This window comes from Natronorubrum tibetense GA33 (assembly GCF_000383975.1).
Lineage (GTDB): Archaea > Halobacteriota > Halobacteria > Halobacteriales > Natrialbaceae > Natronorubrum > Natronorubrum tibetense.
Genome location: NZ_KB913017.1, coordinates 3,870,521 through 3,892,623, shown reverse-complemented (window position 1 = coordinate 3,892,623; position 22,103 = coordinate 3,870,521). Strand labels below are relative to the sequence as shown.

Sequence of the window (22,103 nt, the reverse complement as noted above, 5' to 3'; positions counted from 1 at the left end):
TGTCGCTGCCAACGATGAGTCCCACGTCCTCCCCAACCGATTCACTCGCTCCGGAGTCGCTCGCTCATCCCTCGCGCATCTTCAAGCCGCGGCTCACTGTCGGTTCACCGCGGCTCAGTGCGCGCCACTGCACGTGGTTTGGTCACCACGAGCGGTAACGTCTCCATTTGAACTGAACACTCGGTCCGAGTCTGAAAGATCAATTGAACTGCATGAATCCCCCCGCTTTCGCCGCCGGCCGACGAAAAGACATTACTACTCCGCGGGTGATGGCTCGCATATGCCGCTTCAGACGCCGCCGTTACGTGGGATTCACGCCGAGCAAGGCGCGAAGTTCACGGAGTTTGGCGGCTGGGATATGCCGGTCGAGTTCGATTCGATCCGGACGGAACACGAGGCCGTCCGCGAGGATGTCGGCATTTTCGACGTCTCGCACATGGGCCAGATTCACGTCACCGGACCGGACGCGACCGAGTTGATGCAACGGCTCACTTCGAACGACATCAGCCGACTCGAGGTCGGTGACTCCCAGTACGCTGCGATCACCGACGAGGAGGGACACATCATCGACGACACCGTCGTCTATCGGTTGCCGGACGACGACGAAGTCGTCGACCAGCCGACTTATCTCTTCGTTCCCAACGCCGGAACCGACGAGGCGACCCACGAACGGTGGATCGGCTACCGCAACGAGTGGGGGCTCGAGGCGACCGTCGACAACCGAACCGACGAGTACGCCATGTTCGCCGTGCAGGGACCGAACGCGGCCGATCTCGTTGCGGACGTCACCGAGGAATCCGTCACCGACCTCTCCCGGTTCGAGGCCCAGTACGGAACGATCGACGACGTCAGCTGCTGGATCGCCCGGACGGGTTACACCGGCGAGGACGGCTTCGAACTGATCGTTCCGTGGTCGGAAGCGACGGAGATCTGGTCGCTGTTCGACTGCCAGCCCTGCGGACTCGGCGCTCGAGACACGTTGCGGATCGAGGCGGGGCTCTTGTTGGCCGGACAGGACTTCGACCTCGAGTCGAATCCGCGAACTCCCTACGAGACCGGTATCGGCTTCACGGTGGATCTGGACACCGATTTCGTCGGCCGGGACGCCCTCGAGCGGGTCAGCGAGGACGGCGTCGAGGAGCAACTCGTCGGCTTCCAGCTGATCGACCGCGGCGTCCCCCGTCACGGCTACGACATCACGAACACCGAGGGCCGGGTCATCGGCTCCGTCACGAGCGGGACGATGAGCCCGTCGCTCGAGAAGGCGATTGGGCTCGGCTACGTGCCGACCGAATACGCGGAGCCGGGGACGACCCTGCAGGTCGTCGTCCGCGGCCAGTCGAAAAAGGCAAGAGTTGAAACAACACCCTTCATCGATACCGTATAACTATGAGTTTCGAAATTCCCGACGACAGACGCTATCTGGAATCGCACGAGTGGGCACTCGAGGAAAACGGCACCGTCCGAGTCGGCATCTCCGACTTCGCACAGGACGAACTCGGCGACGTGGTCTTCGTCGAACTCCCCGAGGCTGGCGACGAACTCACGCAGGAAGACGAGTTCGGCGTCATCGAATCGATCAAGGCCGTCTCGGACCTCTACGCGCCGGTCAGCGGCGAGGTAACGGCCATTAACGAGGACCTGTTTGACGCCCCAGAACTCGTCAACGAGGACCCCTTCGGAGAGGGCTGGATGCTCGAGATCGACGCCGACGACACCGACGAACTCCAGGCCCTGCTGAGCGCCGAGGAGTACGAAGACCAGATCGCTTGAGCGTCGCTGCGCTCCGACCGACAAACCCGGTCCGGTGCGCTACTCCGAAAGATGTACTTTCACTCACAGAGCAGTGTCTGCAGTAGCACACTATGTCGGTCCCGTCATCGGGCGTCGCCGCGTACTCGTCGATCACGGGACTGGACCTGCTCGCACTCCTCTTGCTCCTCCACGTCTGGTTCGTCGGCGTCGGTCTCGCGGCCTACAGCGAACGCTCCGGACTCCCCTGGAGTCAGCGCATCGACCTCAGCATCCGCCAGTACGCATTCCTCGCGTTGCTCGCGACGGTCGTCACCTGGCTTCCGTTCGCGCTCGGCGGCACGTACCCGGTGGCTCTCGGCGGCGCTCGAAGTGAGCGACGGCTCGCTATCGTCCTGCTGGTCGGGAGTTTCGCCGCAGTCTGGGCCGGATTCTACTACGCGGGCGGCGCGGTGACCACGCTCCGGTCGTACGCCGCCGTCCGGCGAACACCCGTCGTCGACGCCGCCGCCGTCGAAACGGGGCACATTCAGGTTTCGGGAACGGTTCGAGCGTCGACGGACTCGCACGAAGCCCCGCTCTCGGGTCGCGACGCCGTCTGTTACGACCTGACCGTCGCTCGAGACCTCGTCGAAGACGAGTCGACGCCGAAGGGCGACGACTTCGGGGCCGGCGGTTCGACTGGCTTGCTCTCGTCGGCGTTCCGGGAAACGATTCCCGTCAATAATGTTCGAACGACGTTCGTTCTCGAGGACGAGACCGGCCGGGTCGCCGTCGACCCGACGGACGCCGCGCTCCGACTCGAGACCGAGACGACGACGATCGTCCCCAGCGGCGACCGCCCGTCCGGATCGCTGCTCCGGTATCTCGTCCGTGAGACCGAGTACGAGCCGACCGAGCGCCGAGAGCGCTACCGAGAAACGAGGATCGAACCGGGTGAGGAACTGTCGGTCATCGGCGTCGCTCGTCCCAACTCGTCCATCGAATCGATCGATACTGCGGAACTAATCGCACGAGGAGAGTCGGGGGACAGCCCCGAGAGTCACGCCGAGTCCGGACCGACGTCGCTGACTGATTTGCGACCGACGACGCTCCCGACGATCACGGCCAGCGACTCGTTCGGCGAGTTCGTCGTCGCCAGCGGGTGCGAGCGCAGCGTCGACCACCAGTTTCGGCGAACGATCGCCGGCTGTGTGCTCGCGGCGGTCGCGTTGACGGGAACCGGGATCAGTGTCCTGTGGCTCCTGGCCGGTCACAGCTGATCGGTTTACTCAGTCGGCCGTTTCGTCCGCCGGCGAGTCGGCCCGGTTCATCAGGACCAGTGCAGTTCCCGACAGCACCACCATCGCGGCTCCCCAGACGACCCAGACGATCGCGTTCTCCGTTTGCAACGGTAGCATCAGGGTGATCGCGAAAACGACCGTCAGCGCGACCGTCAGTCGTTCGGCCCAGTCGAGTCGGTCGAGCATGTCGATCACTCGAGGCTGGCGAGTCGTTCGAGCATCTCGTCTAGCCCGGCGTTGGTCACGGCGAGCGAGTAGCCGTCGATGCGGGCGAGTTCCGCCGCGTGGTCCCACAGTTCGTCTTCCTCGAGACCGTGGAGGATCACGGCGTTCGGTGTCGGGTTGAGGACGCGCAGCGCGATGCCGACGCCTTCGCCGCGCGTGACGTTGGTGAATACCAGCACTCGGTTCGTGCTCTGGCCGTAGAGTCGAAAGAACTCCTCGCTCGAGAGGCGGGTGATCGCCTCGATGCTATCGATCACTGTGTGGCCGCTGATGTGGTCGGTGTTGCCCGGGGAGACCACGGTTGCGTCGAGGTCGTCGTGGAGTCGCTCGAGGGGGATCGAGGTCGCGTACTCCTGGAGATCGTAGACGACGTCGCTGTCGAAGCCGGCCGATAGGACGCGGCCGTACTGTCGGATGCGGTCGCCACCCCGTCGTTCGTCGATCGTCAGCAGTCCCCTGACGAGTCGGCGCACGACACCGATACCGGGACTCTCGCGCCGGCCGCTCTCGTAATCGGAGATAACCGACGAGGAGATGTCCAGCTCCGACGCCAGATCGGTTTGGGAGATGTCGAAATCGGTCCGCCATTTGCGTAGGGTGGCACCAGGGTCGTCGCTCAGCGTGATCTCCCCGGCAATCTTCTCCGCGAGTTCTCGTTTTGGCCCACGGCCGCTCATATGCGACGGTTGGACGGTCGACTCAAGTAGCTACTGAAGACGAGTTGCCGGAAGTTTCGCCACGGTGGCGTTTCGAATCCTCGAGACGGCCCGAAACGCCGAGAAAAACCAGTGGTAAGGGAATACGAACTGGTTACGCGTTATTCATTCGCTGACTGTCGCGGTTGCCACACCGTGTACACTCTCGGACCCGGTAGGGCTCGCGAGAGTACTGCGCGTTGTCTTCGTTCATGCTCTCTGTCACGAGTTGGATGCTGACCTCGTGTAGGGTACTGGTTTCACAGACATCACACGGTTCGGTCATCCCGTTTGATACGCCACCTGTCGTTGCCATACCTGCCCATTAGAGCCATCCAGCATATATCATCGACACTGACTTCGGAGCCAGAGAAGGGGTATAAATAGGTGTTCTCGCGATCTGAAAACACCCCCTACCGATCGCCCACATATTAAAACCCCATCACTGGAAACGGGGGTGTTGCCGAACACCGAGCCCGTTTCAGGCTTCTTTAGTCGTGAGGTCGTCTCTGGTGGCCGTTATCCGTCGCTGTCGGCCGGACCTGTCGGTAACGCTAACTTTCCTCGACACTCGGAAAACCTTTTGCTATGAGTCTCCCAACGCAATAGCATATGGATGACGAGTCCTCCATCGAGGAAATTCTGAATACGATCGGGGACGAGCACGCTCGAACCGTCCTCGCCTCGATCAGCCGCGAACCCGGCTCCGCGAAAGAACTCGCCGAGCGCCTCGAACTCTCTCAGCCGACGATCTATCGACGCCTCGAACTGCTCGAGGAGAACGAACTGATCAAGGATCGAACCCTCGTCGCGGACGACGGGAACCACTACAAAGAGTTCACGTGTAACTTCAACAGCACCGTCATCTCGTTAGAAGACGACGAGTACGACATCCGTATCTTCCGGGAAGAGAACCTACCGGATCGCTTCACGAAGCTCTGGGACGAACTCGGTGTGAAATAACGCCCGCACAGATGCACGGCACACCTCACATCCGTAGCGGACACACGCACCACTCGTGGAGCGGTGAGTACGAATGAACGAGATCGTCGACGCGATCCTGATGCTGATGCAGATGGCCGTCTTCGCGCTCTCGCTCGGACTGACGCTTATCAGCTTTCAGTCGTACACACAGACCAAATCGAAGCGGCTGGAATCCGCGTTCATCGGGTTCGCTTTTCTCAGTATGGGTGTCGGACTCACGACGATCAACTCCCAGCTTTCGTCGGCGCCGACGGCGTTTTACATAGCCGAGACGGTTCCTTTCATCGTCGGGTTCGGCATGCTCTACCTGTCGCTCTATCGCTGACCTCGGCTCAGTTTTCCCGCTGACCTCAGCTCCGTTTTCCGTCACTCGCACGCGGGCGACTCCGTCGTCTCGACGCGCTCTCGGAGCCACGCTATCGCCCCCTCGACCGCATTCTCGTCCGTTCCACGCACGCGGATTCGGCCCGGGCGATCCTCGCTGCGCGGATAGCTACCGACGGCGACGTCGAACTGGTCGGTCACGCCCTCGAGCGCGTCGTGGAGCGACCCTTCGGGTGCAGGCGTGTAAATCGTTCGGGCGACGCCGCCGCCCCGAAATTCGTCGGCGACTTCTGCGAACGTGGCCTTCATTTCGTCGGGGATGCCTGCGAGGACGTAGATGTTCTCGACGACACAACCCGGAGCCCACCCCGCGTCGGTGACGAGCGGCGTCGCGCCCTCGGGGATCGACGCCGCGGCGTCGAGATCGAGGTCCAGGTCGTACTCCTCGACTAGATCCGGGTTCTCCTCCCGGAACGCGGCCGCCTTCTCGAGCAGTCGGTCTCTGATTCGCTCGTGGACGACGAGGTTTCGGTCTAGTCCGTCCGCGACGGCTTCGACGGTGACGTCGTCGGGCGTCCCCCCGATCCCGCCAGTGACGACGACGGCGTCGAAGGCGTCGGCCCAGCGAGCGACGTAGTCGGCGATGAGCGCTCGGTCGTCGGGAATCGTCAGGATCCGTTCGACGGTGCTCCCGCGCTCGGTAATCTGGCTCGATAGCCAGGCGGCGTTCGTGTTCGTCGTCGTCCCGGCGAGTAACTCGTCACCGACGGTGACGATCGCGACGTTCATACGGGTCGTTCGGCGTCGCGCTAGTTAGCGCCTGCGCTCCTCGTTCCCTCGACAATCCTGCGACTCCGATCGGATCACTCGACCGTAACCGTCTGACAGCTTTCGTGGGCACCCGTATCGACGCAAACGGGGAACGACTCGCTGTCTGCCGCCGGATGGCCGGCCTGGAACTCGAGCGTGAGGTCGGCCGTCTCGCCCGCCTCGAGCGTCAACATCTCGCTGTCCTCGATGCTGGGATCGTGGCCGACGACGAGATCGACATCGGTCGTTCCCGCCTCGTCGCCGACGTTCTCGATCGTCGCGTCGACGACGAGCAACTCCCCGCCCCCAACCGGCGAGTTCGTGGCCATCGACGCTACCTCGAAGGTCGCGGGCGTCGGCTCGCCGTTCTGGCCGGTCTCGTCTTCCCACTCGGATTCGAACTCCGCGAGGCAATCTTCCGCATGCGGGTTCGAGTGGGTGATGCCAGCGATGGCGTAGTCGCCCGGATCAGTCGTCAGCCCGGTGATCGCCGTGCCGTACTCCCCGTAGTCGGGGACGGTGACGGTGACGCCGTCGACGCCCTCGGAGACGGCCTGCCCGTCCGCGATTTCGAAGGTGATTGTTCCAGTGAACGGCGCGACGTCCTCGCCGACGGTGATGCCGTCTTCGATGATCGTGTTGCCGAAGCCCGCCTCCGTGTAGAATCCCGTACTCGCGTAGGCGATGTCGCCCTCCTCGAACGTTCCGCTGACGGTCGCTCGCTCGCAGGATTCGAACGTGACCTCCCGCCCAGGGTCCGGTTCGCCGTTCCCGTTCTCCGCCTCTCCGACGACGACCGTCTCGCAAGCCTCGTGAGCCCCCGTATCGACGCAGACGGGGAACGACTCGCTGTCGCCCGCCGGGTAACCGGCTTGGAACTCGAGCGTGAGGTCGGCCATCTCGCCCGCCTCGAGCGTCAACATCTCGCTGTCCTCGATGCTGGGATCGTGGCCGACGACGAGGTCGACGTCGGTCGTTCCCTCCTCGTCGCCGACGTTCTCAATCGTCGCCTCGACAACGAGCAACTCCCCGCCCTCGACGGGGGAGTTCGTCGACATCGACGCCACCTCGAACGTCGCGGGGACCGTCGATCCCTCGGTGTCGATATCGCCATCGTTGATGGCCGTCGTCTCGTCCCCTTCGTCCGCGGTACCCCCGCTGTCCAGACAGCCACCGACCCCGATTCCGATCCCGGTTCCCGTGGTCGCGATAAACGTACGCCGTTCCATAGCCGACGTATCGTGGTCAACACACATCAAACCATGTTTAATCTGTCACATCTGATTATTTTCATCAGGAGCTATTTGACCTGTCCAAGGTAGCGTATACCAGAATCTTTCAACGTTCACGTATAGAAGACATCAATATCTGTACAAGCGTTCCGCCCGCATCTTCGCGTTTCGCTCTAGGGTGTCGTTTGTCAGATGGAGCGGTCGTCTCCGGCCCCCGACCCCGGATTCGACGCCCGTGGAATCGAGTCCTCGAGCGGAGACTTCATCGGTATCGAATCGTTCGTCGAAGAGTCGTCTATATCGTTCAGTCACGGCTATCCACCACGTAGGAACGGTCTACAGACCCTCTGTTGGAGTTCGTTTTGATCCGAAATCCGCCGACACGGAGTGACGCTCTGCAACCCCCAACCGCTGCTCACCCCACGCATCAGTACTGCACGACTTGCGGGAGAAGTCTGCAGAATACGATGGAGATTCGATATCCCGGATGCAGTAGTCGAGTGTCCGTTGACAAGGCGGGTAGCTGCCATCGTTGATGGGTAATTTTACTTAGGCAGGGAATATTTTTATCGTTTCCCACCATATCGCAAGACATGACCGATGCGTCGCTAGACGACCGCGGTCGTCTCACGCTCCCGAAGGAAGTCCGAGAACGATACGGCGACCGATATCACATTGTTCAACTTCACGACGGAATCAAATTAGTTCCAATCGCTGACGATCCGCTCGACGCGCTCAGAGACGAGTTCACGGACGTCGACAAGTCGGCCGACGAACTTCGTGAAAACGCACGAAAAGCGGCCCTCGACGAAGCCGGGCGATAAATGTACGCGGAAACCGACTTTCTGCTGGCGCTCATCAAGGACGACGACTGGCTCGGAGATGCCGCCGAGTCGGTATATCGAGACCGACGAGACGAGTTGTGGACGTCACAGTTCACACTTATCGAACTGCTTCTGGTTGCCTACCGCGAGGACCGAGACACCGAACGCGTCGTCACGAACGCCGCCAACCTCGTCGAGGTACGCGGTGACGTCGATACCGTCGTCGCCGCGGCAACGTACGTCGAAGATCACGGCTTCACGCCGTTCGACGCGCTTCACCTCGTCGAATCGGACGGCGATACGATCGTCTCGAGCGACGACACGTACGAGGGCGTTACGTCCCGTCTCGACCTGAAGACGGTCGGCGAGCAGTGACGCTCCGCAACCACTAAACGCGGCTCACCCCAACCACATCACAATGAGCGACTGGACCGAGAAGTACCGTCCGACCACGCTGTCGGAGGTACGCGGAAACAACAAGGCCCGCGACAGCCTCGAGGAGTGGGCGAAAACCTGGGACGATCACCGAAAAGCCGTGATCGTCCACGGGAGTCCGGGCATCGGGAAGACCTCGGCGGCCCACGCGCTGGCCAACGACATGGGCTGGCCCGTGATGGAACTCAACGCCAGCGACAGCCGCGGAGCCGACGTTATCGAGCGGGTCGCCGGCGAGGCCTCGAAGAGCGGGACCCTCACGGCGGGCGGCGCCGGCCGGCGACTCGTGATCATGGACGAGGCGGACAACTTCCACGGCAACGCCGACTACGGCGGCTCTCGAGAGGTCACTCGCGTCGTCAAGGAGGCCAACCAGCCGGTGATCCTCGTGGCCAACGAGTTCTACGACATGAGTAAGTCGCTGCGCAATAGCTGCGAGACGATCGAGTTCCGGGACGTCTCGAAACGCTCGATCGTCCCCGTCTTGCGGGACATCTGCCGACGTGAGGGCGTCGAGTTCGAGGAGGAAGCGTTAGAAAAGATCTCCGAGTCGACGAGCGGCGACCTGCGATCGGCGGTCAACGACCTGCAGGCTGTCGCCGAAGAAGCCGATCGGCTAACCGTCGACGACGTCGTCACGAGCCAGCGCGACCGGACCGAAGGCATCTTCGACTTCCTCGATACGGTCATCAAGGAGGCGACCGCCGAGGAGGCGCTGCGGGCGTCCTACGACGTCGACGAGAATCCCGACGAGATGCTCAACTGGATCGAGGACAACATGCCGAAGGACTACGAGGGGGCGGAGCTGGCCGACGCCTACGGCTACCTCGCGAACGCCGACCGCTGGCTCGGCCGCGTTCGCGCTACCCAGAACTACTCCTACTGGCGCTACGCGACGGACAACATGACCGCCGGTGTCGCCGCCTCCCGACGCGAACCGAAAGGCGGCTGGACCCGCTACGGCCCGCCGAGTTACTGGTCGAAACTCGGCCGCACCAAGGGGACGCGGAACACCCGTGACGCCATCGCGGAACGTATCGCCGAACAGGAGGGAACGAGCGTCGCCACTGCACGACGGGAGATCCTCCCGTTCCTTTCGGCGATGACCCATCACTGCACGAACCGCGACCTCACCGTTCGGATGGCCGCAACCTACGATCTCGACGAAAAGGAGGTGTCGTTCATCACCGGCAGCGGGAAAGACACCAACAAGGTCCAGTCGGTCGTCGAGGACGCCGAAGAACTGCTCACCGAGGAGACCGTCGAACACTCCGGCAGCGCGTTCTTCGACACCGGTGACTCGAGCGACGACGAGACGGCCGACATCGACTCGAACGGGGAGAGCGACACGGACACATCCGACGACGAAAACGATCAGGAGACGCTGACCGCGGTCGCCGATTCGGGGAACGAAGACGGCGAGTCCGATACCGGCTCGCCAGCGGCAGATCCCGAACCGGACGACGACCAGTCCGGACTGAGCGACTTCATGTGACTGCGCGGTCGCGGACTGTCAGCCGACGTTGAAATACCAGAATGTGGAACGACCGACACTATTACTTTAGAGAGCGTCGACAGTAGACTCCAGTGATCGAGCGAATGACTGACAAGCTACGCTGTCCTCTCTGTGCTGAACCGCACGACGACCGAACGGACCTCCGCGTCCACCTTGAGGTCGAGCACCGAAAGTCCGAAGTCGTCGCGACCGTCGTCGAACTCTCCGATATCGCCACGGACACCGGTTTCGAGGACGAGCAGACTGCCGCCGACGAAAAACGGCCGACGCCGTCGGCCGATTGATCGGGCGTTTTTTCCGGTTCCGTCAGCCGTCAGCGATCAGAACCCGTTCCAAAAAGTCCGACGAGAGCGCGCTTTCGACGCCGGTAGCCAGCGCTCGCGGCGTCTCACCGTCGAGCGGCGCCACCGTCTCGACGTCGTAGCCGGTCATGCGCTCGAGTTCGGCGGGGTTGGTCCGTTCGGCGACCGTCTCACCGGCGTACTCGTTGCAGACGATGCCGGTGATGTCGATGCCGCGGCGCTCGAGCGCCTCGACCGAGAGCGCGGTGTGATTGAGCGTGCCGAGCCCCGAGCGGGTGACGACGACGGCGGTCGCCTCGAGGTCGGCGACGAGGTCGATCACCTCGCGATCTTCAGCTAGCGGTACTCGAAGACCGCCGATCCCCTCGACGATCGGGTGTGACGTGTCCGCGATCGCATCTTCGCACGCCGACAGAATCGAGTCGTACGTGAGCGTCTCGCCGGCTTCGGCCGCGGCCACGCGCGGTGCGAGTGCGGGCTCGAGATAGCGCGGACAGGTCGCGGCCTCGTCCTCTCCGCACGCCTCCGCGACGAAGCCCGCGTCGTCGTCCGGCGGATAGCCGGTCTGGGCGGGTTTGATTGCTCGAGCGTCGACTCCCTGCTCGCGGAGCCAGCGGGTGAGCCCGGCGGTCACGACGGTCTTCCCGATACCGGTGCCGGTTCCGACGATCGCGGTCGTGGTGCTGGTCTCGCTCATCGGTGGTCCTCAGAGAATCCCGACGTCTTCGCCCGCCGCCCGGAACGCCTCGAGGCAGGCGACGATGTCGCGCTGTTCGTGGGTCGCCATCGGAGCGACGCGGATTCGACTCGTCCCCTCCGGCACCGTCGGCGGACGGATTGCGGGTGCGACAACCTCTCGCGAGCGGAGTCCGTCGGCCAGCGCGAGCGCGTCCCGTCGGTCGCCGACGAGGACGGGGAGGATCTGCGAATCGCCGATGACCTCGAACCCCATGGACTCGAGACCATCCCGGAGGTGGGCCACGTTCTCCCAGAGCCGTTCCCGAACGTCGCTGTGGCGGGCGACGTGGAGCGCCTCGCTCGCGGCCGCGGCGGCCGGCGGCGCGAGCCCGGTCGAAAAGACGAACGAACGAGCGTCGTTGCAGAGACACTCGATCAGTTCGTCGCTCCCCGCGACGTAGCCGCCCTGGCTCGCCAGCGCCTTCGAGAGCGTTCCCATCTGGACGTGGACGCGATCCTCGAGCCCCTCCGACTGGACGACGCCGCCGCCGTTCGCGTAGAGCCCCGTCGCGTGGGCTTCGTCGACCATCACCCACGCGCCGAACTCCTCGGCGAGGTCACAGAGTTCCGCGATCGGTGCGACGGTCCCGTCCATGCTGAACACGGAATCGGTGACGATCAGCCACGACTCGTCCGCGTTGCCGGCGGCTCTGGCTCGCTCCTCTAACTTCGTCCGTAGGCTCGTCGGATCGCAGTGGCTGTAGACGATCGAGTCGGCGTCCGTGAGCCGACAGCCGTCGATGATGCTCGCGTGGTTGTACTCGTCGGAGAAGATCACGTCCGGCTCGAGGGCCGTAATCGTTCCGACGTTCGCGGCGTACCCCGACGAGAAGGCGAGTGCGCGGTCGGTCCCTTTCGTCTCGGCGAGCACGCGTTCTAGGTCCTGATGGACCATCGTGTCGCCGGTGACGAGTCGACTTGCACCGGCACCCGTGCCGACGGTTGCGGCGGCCTGCCGGGCCGCGTCCTGAATGCGCTGGTCGTCGGTCAGCCCCAGATAGTTATTCGAGGCGAACACCAGCGCTTCGGCCGAGTCGAGAACCGGTAGCTCGCCGCCACAGGGCGGTGCGAAGTAGCCACGCTCGGCGACCCGGTCGACGGGGGAGAGCGTTCGTTTCAGATCGGATTCCTCGAGGACGTCGAGTCGATCCTCGAGGTCGAACCCGCGGTCTTCCATTCGGGTGTACGGTGTCAGTGCCATGGTTTCACTTTCACGGTTCTGTGTTGCACGCATTACGTCAGTGTTCACGACCGGACGCGTCGGCGTGACGGCGTCTGTGTGGCCGTTTCGGTCGACGGAGGACACGAGTCGGAGGTGACGCGGGAAACTCGTCCGGCCCGGCAATACGGTTCAGAATCCGGGCATCAGTTCGGCGGGCCCGAGGACACCGTACTCGCCCGCACGATTACGCCGGACGCCGGTCTTCAGGTAACCGAGCGCCGGCCCGTTGACGTTGGCCTCCATGCTCGTCTCGTCGCCGAGCTGGAAGGTGTTCGTCGCCGTCTCGCCGTCGAATGTCGTTCCCGTCACGCTGACGGTGGTCGTCGTCGGTTTCTCGTCGCTGCGGACGTCGAGGACACCGCCGACGGTCACGTCCTCGGCGTCGCAGACGCCCGCGCGCTCGAGGAGCACGTCGTCAGCGTGTTCCATGTCCTCGAACTCGATGACGCCGTCGTGGTCGTCGATAATGGCCTCAATCTCCGCGTCCGAAAGGTCGCGAGCGGTCTCGATATCGTACTCGGGGAGGTGTGCGATATCCTCGCGGACGGTGCCGCGGTTGTCCTGGTAGCCGGACTTGAGACCGACGCCCCACCAGATCTCGACGTCGGTGACCTCGACGAACGATTGGGCGGCGAGCGCCGCAGCGCCCGTCAGGAGACCCGGTGTCGCGCCGGCGCCACAGATGAACGTGATACCCGCGTCTTCGAACTCGTCGCCGCGCTCGTCGAGCATGTCGATCACGCGCGAACGTTTGAGCACGTCGATCAGTACGCCGCCGTAGCCGCCCTCGAGGAATCGATCGGCGACCCGTGGGATGAAGTCATGTTCGTAGTTCGGTAGCGCCAGCAGGACGGCGTTGATTTCGTCGCCGTGATCGATGACGTCCTGAATCGAATCCTCGCTTGGACGGGCCTGACTCGAGGCGACGACGCCCCTATTTTCGCCGTGTTGTTTGACGCCACCCTCGCCGTCTGCCGGTGTGGCGCCCGTTCCGCCGTCGGTCGCCACTTCGTTGTCTATGTTGCCCTCAGTTGCGGCCAGCAGCTCGTCGACGTCCAGGCCGTCGAAATCGATCGCGGTGCCGTGGCGGTCACAGGCTGCGACCGGCGTCAGGTGGTCTTTCTGTTGGCTCACTTCGAGTGCTCGCCGGCCGATTCCTCCGGTTCCGAGTACTGCAAACGTAACGTCGTCCATGTGTGTCGTTGTGAGTTCGTTGTACTGATTCGTTAGTCGTCGCTCGGTTCTGCGCCCGTACTCGCCGTCGTATCCGCGTCGGCCGACGACTCCGCTGACGCGCCGTGGCGCGCTTTGACTTCCTCCGGGTCGAACTCGTTGGCGTCCTGATTCGGCTCGAGACCGGCGCGCTCGATGATCTCGATATCCTCGCCGGGTGACTGTCCTTCCGTCGTCAGATAGTCGCCGGTGAGCAGGCCGTCAGCACCCGCCTCGAGGGGTAGATGCTGTTCATCTGGGTCTAAGTTGACCTCGCGGCCGCCCGTGAGTCGCACCCGCGATTCGGGGTGGAGCAGTTTGTACACCGCGACCGTCTTGATTATCTCCTTGGTGGTGATGTCTGCACCCTGTTCGTACAGCGGCGTTCCCTCGACGGGGTTTAAGACGTTTACCGGGAGCGAGGAGATACCGATATCCTGCAGGGCGATGGCGGCGTCGACGCGGTCGGTCGGCGTCTCGCCCATCCCGAGGATGACGCCCGCACAGAGGTCCATCCCGGCCGCTTTGGCGACCTCGAGAGTCTTCACCCGATCCTCGAAACTGTGGGTGTCGACGATCTCCGGGAAGTACCGCGGCGAGGTCTCGATGTTGTGATTGTAGTGGTTGATCCCCTCGTCGGCGAGGATCGCAGCTTCCTCCTCCGTGAGAATACCGAGCGAGGCGTCGACCTCGAGATCACACTCGTCGCGAACGCGTCGGATGGACTCGAGGACCTCCGCCCACTCTTCGGGCCGGTTTGCTTTCGAGACGCCTTTTTCAGCGACGACGATGCCGAATCGCTGAGCACCGTCGCGTTCGGCGCGTTTGGCTGCCTCGAGGATCTTCTCGGGCCCGAGGAAGCCGTAGGTGTCGATGCCGGTGTCGAAGTGGACGGACTGCGCACAGAAGCCGCAGTCCTCGGCGCAGTTGCCCGCCTTTGCGTTGACGATCGAGCAGGCGTCGACCGTGCCGTCACCGAACTGATCGCGCACGGCGGCTCCGGCCTCAGCGAGTGGGTCGACCGGCTGGGCCATCAGCGCGAGCCCGTCGGTTCGATCGAGTCGCTCGCCGGCCAGCACGCGCTCGAGTGCGTCGTCGACCGTCTGGTTGTTCGTCTCGTAAACCACATATCGAATAGTGGTTAACGAGAATAAAATGTTTGGGGAACGTCCTGTTATTGCGACGAACGGGTATCGGGCCGACTCGAGACCTGAAACGACGCTCTCGGCTGCTGTACCGGATTGAAATGATCCGAAAATAGGAGTGTTAGACGGCGAATTCGAGCAATCCGGGTCGGTTCCTGAGCGTTTCGCATCACGAAGCGCCCGCGAGCCAGGGCGGTCCCGGCTCCTCTGGCTGGCGTTTTAGAAGTTCATCGTCGGTGTATCGCCGCCATTGGCACCGTTGTTGGCCGCGTCGTTTCCGGAGTCGCCGTTGCTTCCATCGTTGCCGTTTGCGACACCGTTGCCGGAGTCGCCGTTACCGTTGCCGTTCTCGCCGCTGCCAACCTCGTTACCGTTCTCTATCTCGCCGTTCGCGCCGTTACCTGCTTCACCATTGCCGTTCTCACCGTCTTCATCGCCGTTCTCGCCATCACCGTTTTCGCCGTCGCCGTCATCATCACCGTTCTCGTCGTCACCGTCTTCTCCGTCGCCGTCTTCATCACCGTTCTCGCCGTTCTCTTCGTAGCCTTCCTCTTCGGCGGTCGTCGTCGCTTCGTCGGATGCAGCCTCCTCGATTTCGTCTTCGCTCTCGAGTCCCTCCGATTCGACTCGTTCCATCGTGTTGGCTGCGGACTGCGCCGCGTACTGCTGGATCTGCGTGATACTGACGAGCGAGATCTGGACGATTACGACGCTGATCGCGGCGACCGCCTGCCTCGCCACGAGTAGAATCTGGATGATCGTCACCTGCACGAACGTGACGACGATACCGCGCGCCGCGCCGATGGCGAGCGCCTGGATCTGGGTCACGCTCGTGACCTGCGTCTGTATTGCCGCCCCTTGGGCACAGCCGTAGGCGGCCGCCATCAGCTGGTCGGCACCGACATCCTGTCGCTGGGCCGCTCCGCGAGCAGCGCCTTCCGCGGCACCCTGTGCAGCGGCTTGTAACTGGGTGATCGAGACGCTTTGGTGCTGGGTTACTCCGCTGAGTGCGCCCGAGGATCCGCCCCAGGCCGCCGCCTGAATCTGCGTCACCGACACCGACTGCGCCTGCGTGAGCGACCCTGCCGCACCGCCGAGTGCGGCGATCTGGAGTTGCTCGACGGTCACGACCTGCGACTGATACGCCGCGCCGCGGCACGCTCCCCTCGCCGCGTGCTGGATCTGTGTCGCGGTGACGCGCTGGTACTGTGCGAGCGCGCCGTTCATTCCGCCGCCCACAAGCGCCTGGACCTGCGAAGCGTCGACCTGCTGGGTCTGTGACTGCTGGAGCGCCAGCAACTCGAGTTCGTCGTCGTCCTCGTCCGGAACCTCGAACTCCTCCGGATCCGTCTCCGGCTCTTCCTCCGGTTCCACTTCGAGCGCTCCGAACACCGCCCCGCTCGCGGCTCCGAAGATCTGATCGTCGTCCGCGTCCGGATGCTCATCAGCAGCGTCGGTCGCCGCATCGACCGCCGCCTCTCGCTGTTCGTCCGTGACTTCGATGCCCTCATCCTCGAGGCGTTCGATTCCCTCGTCGATGCCGGCTTCGGCGGCTCCATCCTCCTGTGCGAACGCTGTCGCCGGTACCACTGTACCGGCGGCGAGGACTGCGCCCGTCCCCGCCAGAAGCGTGCGACGCGACAGAGCGATGTCGTACGCCCGGTCCTCGTGCGTTCGCTGGTTGTTGTCTCTCATGGTCTCCTCGCTGCCTCCGAAAATCGTCTCCGATGCGACTGTCGGACTGCACCAGATAGTGGGTGGATTCCCCAATAAACTGAGTTGATCGTTCTGGGTCGTTGCGCGTATTTCTACCGAACGGGCGAATCCAATCTCGAATTGGATTTCCGGCTATCTCGGTAACGAAATGCCGACTGAGACGTTCGGTAGCTGTGGATCGGTACACAGCCGAGACGCCGATGCCCGCACACTGCATCGTCGGTGACCGGTAATCAGTTGTTCATCGTTCGAACCGTCCGTCGGTTTCGGCTCGTCGTCCGGCCGGTCGACGATTACGAACTCGAGGACCGAACACCGATACCGTCGGGGAGCGGGCGCGGTAATGGCGTCGTGACCGCTCAAAGTGTGGGATTGCGGCTACATCCCTCGTCGGAACACGACGATCGTCACGTTCCGGTAACCAACTCGGTGATCGCAGGTAATCACCGTTGGACGGCCTGTAGACGACTGCTTCGAACCGATGCCGACGACAAATCACACGAACGTTCTTGGATGGTCAAAAAACTGCGATATTTTCAACCAACGGTTGCGAGACCGATCGAAAACGGCCGACACACTAATACACTATCAGTTCTGGCCGCTGCTGGTGAAAAAATTCCAAAAGTTAAAGTCGTGCTATTATGTATATTCTTGGAAGAGGTTCATGGTAGATAGTACGACAGATACGAACTCGGGCGATGACGCGTTCGACGTGGGGGCGAGCGCCGACGAACTGTTCGGGGAGTTCGCGGACGAGTCACTCGAGGGGGCGGACGACGAGTCGATAGCCGAGTCGACGACGGGGGATGGGGACGATACCAGCGGCGACGGCGTCGAAGATCAGACGGCTGCGGACGTCTTCGGGCAGCTCCGGGCCAACGCCGAGAACGACGCCGACGAGGTGCTCGCAGACGAGAGTCCGGAGGACATCATCGCGAGCGCGGACGAACCGGATCCGGAGCCCGACATCGACGACGACCTCCGCGTCGACGACGACGAACTCGCGGATCTGTTGCTCACTGGTCGGACGAAAGAAAAGGAGTTCCTCTGGGTGGAGTCCGGAGCGTCTCCCGAAACTGAGACCGACGTTGAGGGCGAGTCCGATGCTGAGACCGAGACGACTCAGAACGAATCCAACGGTGTTGGCGAGCCCGAAGAAGAGACCGATCCCATCTTCGAGGACGACGACACGGCCGCGTCCGTCGCGGAGACGGAACCAGCGACCGACGAGGGGAGCGCCGAGTCGTCGGATCCGGAAGCCGGTGATCTCGAACTCGAGAGCACAGACACGCCCGAGAGTGTTGAGACGCCCGACGAGTCCACCAACGCGTCGGAGTCGGACGAAACGGCACTCGTCGCCAAAGACGAGGGTGACGTGCCGGCGACGGTGGAAGACGATGGCGGATCCGGCGGCGTCCTCGGCTGGCTGCGGTCGAAGCTCGGCGGCCTGTTCTAATCTGCAAGACGGCGGTTGCCCCCTCGCTTTGCAGTCCCGTGTTGGTCGTTTCAGTACGTCTCCCAAGCATTCACGCCTCGAGATGCCACTCGAGGCCGTCCCGACGAACTGAGAACGGTTTTTCGCCGCAGTTCGGACACCGCGTGCCGCCTCCCGGATCGTCTTCGCGCTCCGGAATCGTGTGCTCGAACGCACAGGACGTACACTCGATATGGACCATGTCGACCCCGACGGCTCGAGCGATCATTATCGCGGTGCGGGCACTGGCTGGTCGACGGTGGGGATAGAGACGACGTTACCGTCCCGATTCGATCACGGCGAGGTAGCAAAAGTACGCCAGCGCGGCGACGATCAACGACACCGCCAACACGGTGACGCCGGCGAAGCCGTCGAGCGCCGCTTCGGGAGTGGTCCAGAGGTAGAGACCGCCTTCGATCGCGAACGCGGTGAGCCCGCCGTAGAACAGCGCCAGGGCGATCGCTCGAACCACCGCCATCGCTCCGCGCTCGCGACTCTGGAACAACTCGAGGACGAACAGGAGCGCGAAGACGAGCAGGTAGAACGGCTCCGGAACTGCCTGTCCGAGCGTCTGCGGGCCGGTGACTGCCAGATAGCCGTAGTACGCCAGTGCGAGCAACACGCCACCGACTAGCGTAAGCGACAGTCCGTACCCGCTGGCGTCCTCGACGGTCGCCGGGACGAGACCGTCGTTCGAATCGACGCCGTCCGAGGCTTCGGCTGTCGAAGCATCGTCGTCGTCGGTTTCGGGCATAGTCGACTAGTATCCCTAGAGCATAACAAACGTTCGCACGATCGTCACGAAGCGATAGGCCCCGTTTTCCACCTGAATCTTCGCACCGAAACCGACTCGCCGCCAAGAAAACGAGAGCGGTGGATGTCCCGACTCGAGGTTACCCGAGGAAGCCTTCGATGTGGTCGGCGACCTCTTCGGGAGTGTCGCCGACGGGGACGCCGGCGTCGTTGAGCGCGTTGATCTTGCTCTCTGCGGTGCCGGTTCCGGAGCCGGAAACGATCGCACCGGCGTGGCCCATCCGCTTGCCCGGCGGCGCGGTACGACCGGCGATGAAGCCGGCGACCGGCGTGTCGACGTAGTCGTCGATGAACGCAGCGGCCTCCTCCTCGTCTTCGCCGCCGATCTCACCGCACATGACGATGGCGTCGGTGTCGGGGTCGTCCTCGAACAGTTCGAGGGCGTCGACGAAGTCCGTGCCGATGATCGGGTCGCCGCCGATACCGATCGCGGTGGTCTGACCGATGCCGCGGTTGGTCAGGTTGTCGACGACCTGGTAGGTCAGCGTCCCTGACCGAGAGACCAGCCCAACGTTCCCCTCCGAGAAGATGTTGCCGGGGAGAATGCCGAGTTTGGCCTCGCCGGGCGTGATGAGACCCGGACAGTTTGGACCGATGAGACGGGTGTCAGTCTCGGAGAGTCGCTTGTTGACTCGAGCCATGTCCTGGGTCGGAATACCCTCGGTGATGGCGACCGCGAGGTCGAGATCCGAGTCGAGCGACTCGAAGACGGCGTCGCCGGCAAACGCCGGCGGGACGAAGATGACCGAGGTGTCGGCGTTCTCCTCCTCGACGGCCTCGTGGACCGTGTCGTAGACGGGAACGCCGGCGGCCTCCTGACCGCCCTTGCCCGGAACCGCGCCCGCGACGACGTTCGTACCGTACTCCATCATCTGTTCGGCGTGGAATTTCCCTTCCCCGCCGGTGATGCCCTGTACCACGACGCGCGTGTCGTCGTCGACTAGTACACTCATTGGTCGTTCACCTCCCCAGCGTACTCGACAGCACGCTGTACCGCGGACTCGAGGGTCTGTTCGACCGTCACGAGGTCCTCGTTCAAAATCTCCATGCCCTCCTCCCAGTTCGTCCCTGCCAGGCGGACGACGACCGGCTTCGGAATCTCGTCGAACTGCTCGAGCGCTTCGTTGATCCCCTTGGCGACCTCGTCGCCGCGGGTGATGCCGCCGAAGATGTTGAAGACGACGCTGTCGACGTTGTCGTCGGAGAACACCATATCGAGGGCGTTCGCAATGCGGGCCGCCTTCGCGCCACCGCCGACGTCCAAGAAGTTCGCCGGCTCGCCGCCGTAGTGGTCGACGAGGTCGAGCGTGGTCATGACGAGTCCGGCACCGTTGCCGATGATCCCGACGTTGCCCTCGAGACGGACGTAGTCGAAGCCGTATTCGTCGGCTTTCTGCTCGAGTTCGTCGCCGGTGCTTGCGGCTTCTGCCTCCATCTCGGCGAGTTCGGGCTGACGGAAGAGCGCGTCTTCGTCGATGTTCATCACGGCGTCGGCCGCGATGACCTCGTCGTCTGCGGTAACCATCAGCGGGTTGATCTCGGCGTCTGCGCCGTCGCGGTCGTCCCAGAGCTGGTAGAGCGTGGTGAGGACGCTCGAAACGTCTCGGGCGATCGCCTGATCGACGCCGGCGTCGTAGACTGCCTTGCGGGCCTGGTAGGGGTGCATCCCGAAGGCGGGGTCGATGTGTTCGCGCGCGATGGCGTCGGGGTCTTCCTCGGCGACCTGCTCGATGTCGACGCCACCTTTGGTCGAGACCATCGCGACGGGTTTGCCCTCGCCGCGGTCCATCGTGATTCCGACGTAGAGTTCGTTGGTGAAATCGACCGCGCCCTCGACGAGGACGCTGCCGACATGGTAGCCCTTGAGATCCATCCCCAGAATCTCGTCGGCCGCCTGTCGCGCTTCGTCCTCGTCGTCGACGAGTTTGATCCCGCCGGCCTTCCCGCGGCCACCGACCTGTACCTGTGCCTTGATCGCGACTGGATACCCGATCTCCTCGGCCGCGGCAACAGCGCCGTCGACGTCGGAGGCGAGTTGAGACGCTGGCGTCGGAATTCCAGCGTCGGCGAAGACTTGCTTCGCCTGATACTCGTGTAGTTTCATAGCCATTCAAACGGCCGTTCCGACCTTGCTTAAATCCTGTTAGTTTCCACTCGCGACCGGCATCTATCGACGCTCATCAACTTCATCCTGAGGCTGTGAGTACACCGTTCTCTCGTCGACGACCCCTGTGTGTATTTTCCACTACAGTGTGGTGAAATACGTTCACACGTTCGAACTCGAGCTGTTTTCGATGCCATCGGTGTGGGATTGTCCACCTATCCCGTCATCCCACGTCTCGCGACTCGGTCCCGACGACCGCACTCGGGGTGACCGAAGCGTTTGTTTCCGGTCGGCCGCAACTCATCCCTACAGGGAGTGGCCGCGGTACGACCGGAGATCGACGCGAACTGGTCGGCGGCCGGACGGCGCTCGCTCGAACTATGCTCGTCACCGTCACCACGCTGGAGGCCGAACTGACGTGACCATCCCGACTGCGTCCCACGGCGGACGGCGGTGGGTCGCGTCGCTTCAGCGGACACTCCGGCTGTTGGTCCACAGCAATCTCTTTATTTCGCTGGCTACGATGAGCGTCGTCGTTACGACAGTCCTGCTCGCGGATCTCCCGCTCGAGGCGTTGCCGCTCTTCATCGTCTTCGCGGCCACGCTGTTCGTTTACACCGTCAATCGATTCACCGACCTCGAGGAAGACGAGGCCAACGTTCCGGACCGGGCCTCGTTTACGAAACGCTACGGAACGATCCTCCTCACGCTCGGCGTCGGCTGTTACGTCATCGCTATCGCAATCGCCGTGCTGGAGGGGCTGCCGGGAGCGATCTACCTGCTGCTCCCGCTCGTCGTCGCGCTCCTCTACTCGGTCGGGGGGATCAAACGGGTCTTCCTCGTCAAGAACGTCTTCGTCGGGTTCGCCTGGGGACTGATTCCGCTCGGCGTCGGCTACTACTACGAACAGCTCTGGACGCTCGAGATCCTTGCCGTTGCGGGCTACGTAATCGCGATGATTACCATCGCGGCGGTGATCTTCGACGTCAAGGACATTCCGGGCGATCGCGAGGAAGGAATCGCGACCGTTCCAAACACGCTCGGAACGGCCGCGACGCGGCGCTACTCGCAGATCGCAAACGTCGTCGTAGCCGCAGTCGTCGTCGGACTCGTCTTCGGGACGGACCTCTCGCTCGAATTCCTCGCGCTGCTCGCGATGAACGGCTACGTCGCGGGCTACATTCCGTTCGCCACGCCCGACCGCGGCCCGCTGTACTACGGCTTCGTCGTCGACGGCGAGCACGTGTTTCTCGCGGTCGTCGTCGTCGTGCTCGTCGAGTGGCTCGGCGTGCTCTGA

Annotated in this window: 25 protein-coding genes; 11 read left to right on the top strand and 14 right to left on the bottom strand. The window is 63.2% G+C overall.

Annotated features, from left to right (window positions below; genetic code table 11):
- The first annotated feature begins 280 nt into the window (after positions 1-280).
- The 3 genes from gcvT (at position 281) to NATTI_RS0119980 (ending at position 3,014) form a co-directional block, all read left to right on the top strand.
- Positions 281-1,387, top strand: a complete 1,107-nt coding sequence (gene gcvT / locus NATTI_RS0119990; protein ID WP_006088054.1) for a glycine cleavage system aminomethyltransferase GcvT — start codon at positions 281-283, stop codon at positions 1,385-1,387.
- Positions 1,388-1,389: 2 nt separating this feature from the next.
- A complete protein-coding gene (gene gcvH / locus NATTI_RS0119985; protein ID WP_006088056.1) occupies positions 1,390-1,773 on the top strand; it encodes a glycine cleavage system protein GcvH in 384 nt (127 codons plus the stop codon).
- Between the two features lie 92 nt (positions 1,774-1,865).
- Complete coding sequence (locus NATTI_RS0119980; RefSeq protein ID WP_006088059.1) at positions 1,866-3,014, top strand: GIDE domain-containing protein; 1,149 nt, start codon at positions 1,866-1,868, stop codon at positions 3,012-3,014.
- A 9-nt stretch (positions 3,015-3,023) separates the two neighbouring features.
- On the opposite strand, the gene NATTI_RS0119975 is transcribed toward NATTI_RS0119980, so the two are convergent.
- From NATTI_RS0119975 to NATTI_RS0119965, 3 genes are all read right to left on the bottom strand, one after another.
- Positions 3,024-3,221, bottom strand: coding sequence for a hypothetical protein (locus tag NATTI_RS0119975; protein ID WP_241434249.1), 198 nt, complete (start codon positions 3,219-3,221; stop codon positions 3,024-3,026).
- Positions 3,222-3,226: 5 nt separating this feature from the next.
- Complete coding sequence (locus NATTI_RS0119970) at positions 3,227-3,937, bottom strand: helix-turn-helix domain-containing protein (RefSeq protein ID WP_006088062.1); 711 nt, start codon at positions 3,935-3,937, stop codon at positions 3,227-3,229.
- 133 nt (positions 3,938-4,070) lie between these two features.
- Positions 4,071-4,271 carry a DUF7835 family putative zinc beta-ribbon protein gene (locus NATTI_RS0119965; protein WP_006088064.1) on the bottom strand — a complete coding sequence of 67 codons (201 nt, stop codon included), beginning with the start codon at positions 4,269-4,271 and terminating at the stop codon, positions 4,071-4,073.
- A 296-nt stretch (positions 4,272-4,567) separates the two neighbouring features.
- Here NATTI_RS0119965 and NATTI_RS0119960 point away from each other — a divergent pair, with 296 nt between their 5' ends.
- A complete protein-coding gene (locus tag NATTI_RS0119960; RefSeq protein WP_006088065.1) occupies positions 4,568-4,918 on the top strand; it encodes an ArsR/SmtB family transcription factor in 351 nt (116 codons plus the stop codon).
- 73 nt (positions 4,919-4,991) lie between these two features.
- Positions 4,992-5,264 carry a DUF7521 family protein gene (locus tag NATTI_RS0119955; RefSeq protein WP_006088067.1) on the top strand — a complete coding sequence of 91 codons (273 nt, stop codon included), beginning with the start codon at positions 4,992-4,994 and terminating at the stop codon, positions 5,262-5,264.
- A 41-nt stretch (positions 5,265-5,305) separates the two neighbouring features.
- On the opposite strand, the gene NATTI_RS0119950 is transcribed toward NATTI_RS0119955, so the two are convergent.
- Both NATTI_RS0119950 and NATTI_RS0119945 read right to left on the bottom strand, forming a co-directional pair.
- Positions 5,306-6,052 (bottom strand): competence/damage-inducible protein A, encoded by a 747-nt coding sequence (locus NATTI_RS0119950; RefSeq protein WP_006088068.1) that lies wholly within the window; start codon positions 6,050-6,052, stop codon positions 5,306-5,308.
- Positions 6,053-6,126: 74 nt separating this feature from the next.
- On the bottom strand, positions 6,127-7,302 hold the full coding sequence (locus NATTI_RS0119945; protein ID WP_006088070.1) for a hypothetical protein: 1,176 nt from the start codon (positions 7,300-7,302) through the stop codon (positions 6,127-6,129).
- 596 nt (positions 7,303-7,898) lie between these two features.
- Here NATTI_RS0119945 and NATTI_RS0119940 point away from each other — a divergent pair.
- From NATTI_RS0119940 to NATTI_RS0119925, 4 genes are all read left to right on the top strand, one after another.
- Positions 7,899-8,129 carry an AbrB/MazE/SpoVT family DNA-binding domain-containing protein gene (locus tag NATTI_RS0119940; RefSeq protein WP_006088072.1) on the top strand — a complete coding sequence of 77 codons (231 nt, stop codon included), beginning with the start codon at positions 7,899-7,901 and terminating at the stop codon, positions 8,127-8,129.
- Entirely contained in the window at positions 8,130-8,504 is a 375-nt protein-coding gene (locus NATTI_RS0119935) for a PIN domain-containing protein (RefSeq protein ID WP_006088074.1), read from the top strand.
- Positions 8,505-8,547: 43 nt separating this feature from the next.
- The gene (locus NATTI_RS0119930) at positions 8,548-10,059 is read left to right on the top strand and encodes a replication factor C large subunit (RefSeq protein ID WP_006088076.1); all 1,512 of its coding nucleotides are present in this window, start codon (positions 8,548-8,550) and stop codon (positions 10,057-10,059) included.
- 104 nt (positions 10,060-10,163) lie between these two features.
- Positions 10,164-10,364 (top strand): hypothetical protein, encoded by a 201-nt coding sequence (locus NATTI_RS0119925; RefSeq protein ID WP_027119237.1) that lies wholly within the window; start codon positions 10,164-10,166, stop codon positions 10,362-10,364.
- A gap of 22 nt (positions 10,365-10,386) precedes the next feature.
- On the opposite strand, the gene bioD is transcribed toward NATTI_RS0119925, so the two are convergent.
- The 5 genes from bioD to NATTI_RS0119900 form a co-directional block, all read right to left on the bottom strand.
- A complete protein-coding gene (gene bioD, locus NATTI_RS0119920) occupies positions 10,387-11,079 on the bottom strand; it encodes a dethiobiotin synthase (RefSeq protein ID WP_006088079.1) in 693 nt (230 codons plus the stop codon).
- A gap of 9 nt (positions 11,080-11,088) precedes the next feature.
- Positions 11,089-12,297 (bottom strand): aminotransferase class I/II-fold pyridoxal phosphate-dependent enzyme, encoded by a 1,209-nt coding sequence (locus tag NATTI_RS0119915; protein ID WP_027119236.1) that lies wholly within the window; start codon positions 12,295-12,297, stop codon positions 11,089-11,091.
- Between the two features lie 174 nt (positions 12,298-12,471).
- Positions 12,472-13,536, bottom strand: coding sequence for a hypothetical protein (locus tag NATTI_RS0119910; RefSeq protein ID WP_006088083.1), 1,065 nt, complete (start codon positions 13,534-13,536; stop codon positions 12,472-12,474).
- Positions 13,537-13,568: 32 nt separating this feature from the next.
- A complete protein-coding gene (gene bioB, locus NATTI_RS0119905) occupies positions 13,569-14,681 on the bottom strand; it encodes a biotin synthase BioB (RefSeq protein WP_006088085.1) in 1,113 nt (370 codons plus the stop codon).
- A 237-nt stretch (positions 14,682-14,918) separates the two neighbouring features.
- Positions 14,919-16,394 carry a hypothetical protein gene (locus NATTI_RS0119900; RefSeq protein ID WP_006088087.1) on the bottom strand — a complete coding sequence of 492 codons (1,476 nt, stop codon included), beginning with the start codon at positions 16,392-16,394 and terminating at the stop codon, positions 14,919-14,921.
- A 685-nt stretch (positions 16,395-17,079) separates the two neighbouring features.
- Here NATTI_RS0119900 and NATTI_RS0119890 point away from each other — a divergent pair.
- Entirely contained in the window at positions 17,080-17,871 is a 792-nt protein-coding gene (locus NATTI_RS0119890; protein WP_006088091.1) for a hypothetical protein, read from the top strand.
- 70 nt (positions 17,872-17,941) lie between these two features.
- Here NATTI_RS0119890 and NATTI_RS26645 read toward each other — a convergent pair whose 3' ends face one another.
- The 4 genes from NATTI_RS26645 to sucC form a co-directional block, all read right to left on the bottom strand.
- Positions 17,942-18,091 carry a hypothetical protein gene (locus NATTI_RS26645; protein WP_162531100.1) on the bottom strand — a complete coding sequence of 50 codons (150 nt, stop codon included), beginning with the start codon at positions 18,089-18,091 and terminating at the stop codon, positions 17,942-17,944.
- Between the two features lie 75 nt (positions 18,092-18,166).
- Complete coding sequence (locus tag NATTI_RS0119880) at positions 18,167-18,643, bottom strand: hypothetical protein (RefSeq protein WP_006088095.1); 477 nt, start codon at positions 18,641-18,643, stop codon at positions 18,167-18,169.
- 139 nt (positions 18,644-18,782) lie between these two features.
- Positions 18,783-19,655 (bottom strand): succinate--CoA ligase subunit alpha, encoded by an 873-nt coding sequence (gene sucD / locus NATTI_RS0119875; protein WP_006088097.1) that lies wholly within the window; start codon positions 19,653-19,655, stop codon positions 18,783-18,785.
- Entirely contained in the window at positions 19,652-20,806 is a 1,155-nt protein-coding gene (gene sucC / locus NATTI_RS0119870; protein WP_006088099.1) for an ADP-forming succinate--CoA ligase subunit beta, read from the bottom strand. Before sucC ends, sucD begins: the two co-directional genes overlap by 4 nt.
- A 418-nt stretch (positions 20,807-21,224) precedes the next feature.
- Between sucC and NATTI_RS0119860 the strand changes: the two genes are divergently transcribed.
- On the top strand, positions 21,225-22,103 hold the full coding sequence (locus NATTI_RS0119860) for a UbiA family prenyltransferase (RefSeq protein ID WP_006088100.1): 879 nt from the start codon (positions 21,225-21,227) through the stop codon (positions 22,101-22,103).

Excerpts from the sequence above, each read along its gene's own strand:
- gcvT (WP_006088054.1), top strand. The coding sequence starts at position 281 with ATGCCGCTTCAGACGCCGCCGTTACGTGGGATTCACGCCGAGCAAGGC.
- NATTI_RS0119950 (WP_006088068.1), bottom strand. The coding sequence starts at position 6,052 with ATGAACGTCGCGATCGTCACCGTCGGTGACGAGTTACTCGCCGGGACG.
- NATTI_RS0119970 (WP_006088062.1), bottom strand. The coding sequence starts at position 3,937 with ATGAGCGGCCGTGGGCCAAAACGAGAACTCGCGGAGAAGATTGCCGGG.
- sucD (WP_006088097.1), bottom strand. The coding sequence starts at position 19,655 with ATGAGTGTACTAGTCGACGACGACACGCGCGTCGTGGTACAGGGCATC.
- NATTI_RS0119960 (WP_006088065.1), top strand. The coding sequence starts at position 4,568 with ATGGATGACGAGTCCTCCATCGAGGAAATTCTGAATACGATCGGGGAC.
- sucC (WP_006088099.1), bottom strand. The coding sequence starts at position 20,806 with ATGAAACTACACGAGTATCAGGCGAAGCAAGTCTTCGCCGACGCTGGA.
- NATTI_RS0119910 (WP_006088083.1), bottom strand. The coding sequence starts at position 13,536 with ATGGACGACGTTACGTTTGCAGTACTCGGAACCGGAGGAATCGGCCGG.
- NATTI_RS0119890 (WP_006088091.1), top strand. The coding sequence starts at position 17,080 with ATGGTAGATAGTACGACAGATACGAACTCGGGCGATGACGCGTTCGAC.
- NATTI_RS0119925 (WP_027119237.1), top strand. The coding sequence starts at position 10,164 with ATGACTGACAAGCTACGCTGTCCTCTCTGTGCTGAACCGCACGACGAC.
- NATTI_RS0119955 (WP_006088067.1), top strand. The coding sequence starts at position 4,992 with ATGAACGAGATCGTCGACGCGATCCTGATGCTGATGCAGATGGCCGTC.
- NATTI_RS0119880 (WP_006088095.1), bottom strand. The coding sequence starts at position 18,643 with ATGCCCGAAACCGACGACGACGATGCTTCGACAGCCGAAGCCTCGGAC.
- NATTI_RS0119930 (WP_006088076.1), top strand. The coding sequence starts at position 8,548 with ATGAGCGACTGGACCGAGAAGTACCGTCCGACCACGCTGTCGGAGGTA.
- NATTI_RS26645 (WP_162531100.1), bottom strand. The coding sequence starts at position 18,091 with ATGGTCCATATCGAGTGTACGTCCTGTGCGTTCGAGCACACGATTCCG.
- NATTI_RS0119935 (WP_006088074.1), top strand. The coding sequence starts at position 8,130 with ATGTACGCGGAAACCGACTTTCTGCTGGCGCTCATCAAGGACGACGAC.
- NATTI_RS0119945 (WP_006088070.1), bottom strand. The coding sequence starts at position 7,302 with ATGGAACGGCGTACGTTTATCGCGACCACGGGAACCGGGATCGGAATC.
- NATTI_RS0119940 (WP_006088072.1), top strand. The coding sequence starts at position 7,899 with ATGACCGATGCGTCGCTAGACGACCGCGGTCGTCTCACGCTCCCGAAG.
- NATTI_RS0119915 (WP_027119236.1), bottom strand. The coding sequence starts at position 12,297 with ATGGAAGACCGCGGGTTCGACCTCGAGGATCGACTCGACGTCCTCGAG.
- gcvH (WP_006088056.1), top strand. The coding sequence starts at position 1,390 with ATGAGTTTCGAAATTCCCGACGACAGACGCTATCTGGAATCGCACGAG.
- NATTI_RS0119900 (WP_006088087.1), bottom strand. The coding sequence starts at position 16,394 with ATGAGAGACAACAACCAGCGAACGCACGAGGACCGGGCGTACGACATC.
- NATTI_RS0119965 (WP_006088064.1), bottom strand. The coding sequence starts at position 4,271 with ATGGCAACGACAGGTGGCGTATCAAACGGGATGACCGAACCGTGTGAT.
- NATTI_RS0119975 (WP_241434249.1), bottom strand. The coding sequence starts at position 3,221 with ATGCTCGACCGACTCGACTGGGCCGAACGACTGACGGTCGCGCTGACG.
- bioD (WP_006088079.1), bottom strand. The coding sequence starts at position 11,079 with ATGAGCGAGACCAGCACCACGACCGCGATCGTCGGAACCGGCACCGGT.
- NATTI_RS0119980 (WP_006088059.1), top strand. The coding sequence starts at position 1,866 with ATGTCGGTCCCGTCATCGGGCGTCGCCGCGTACTCGTCGATCACGGGA.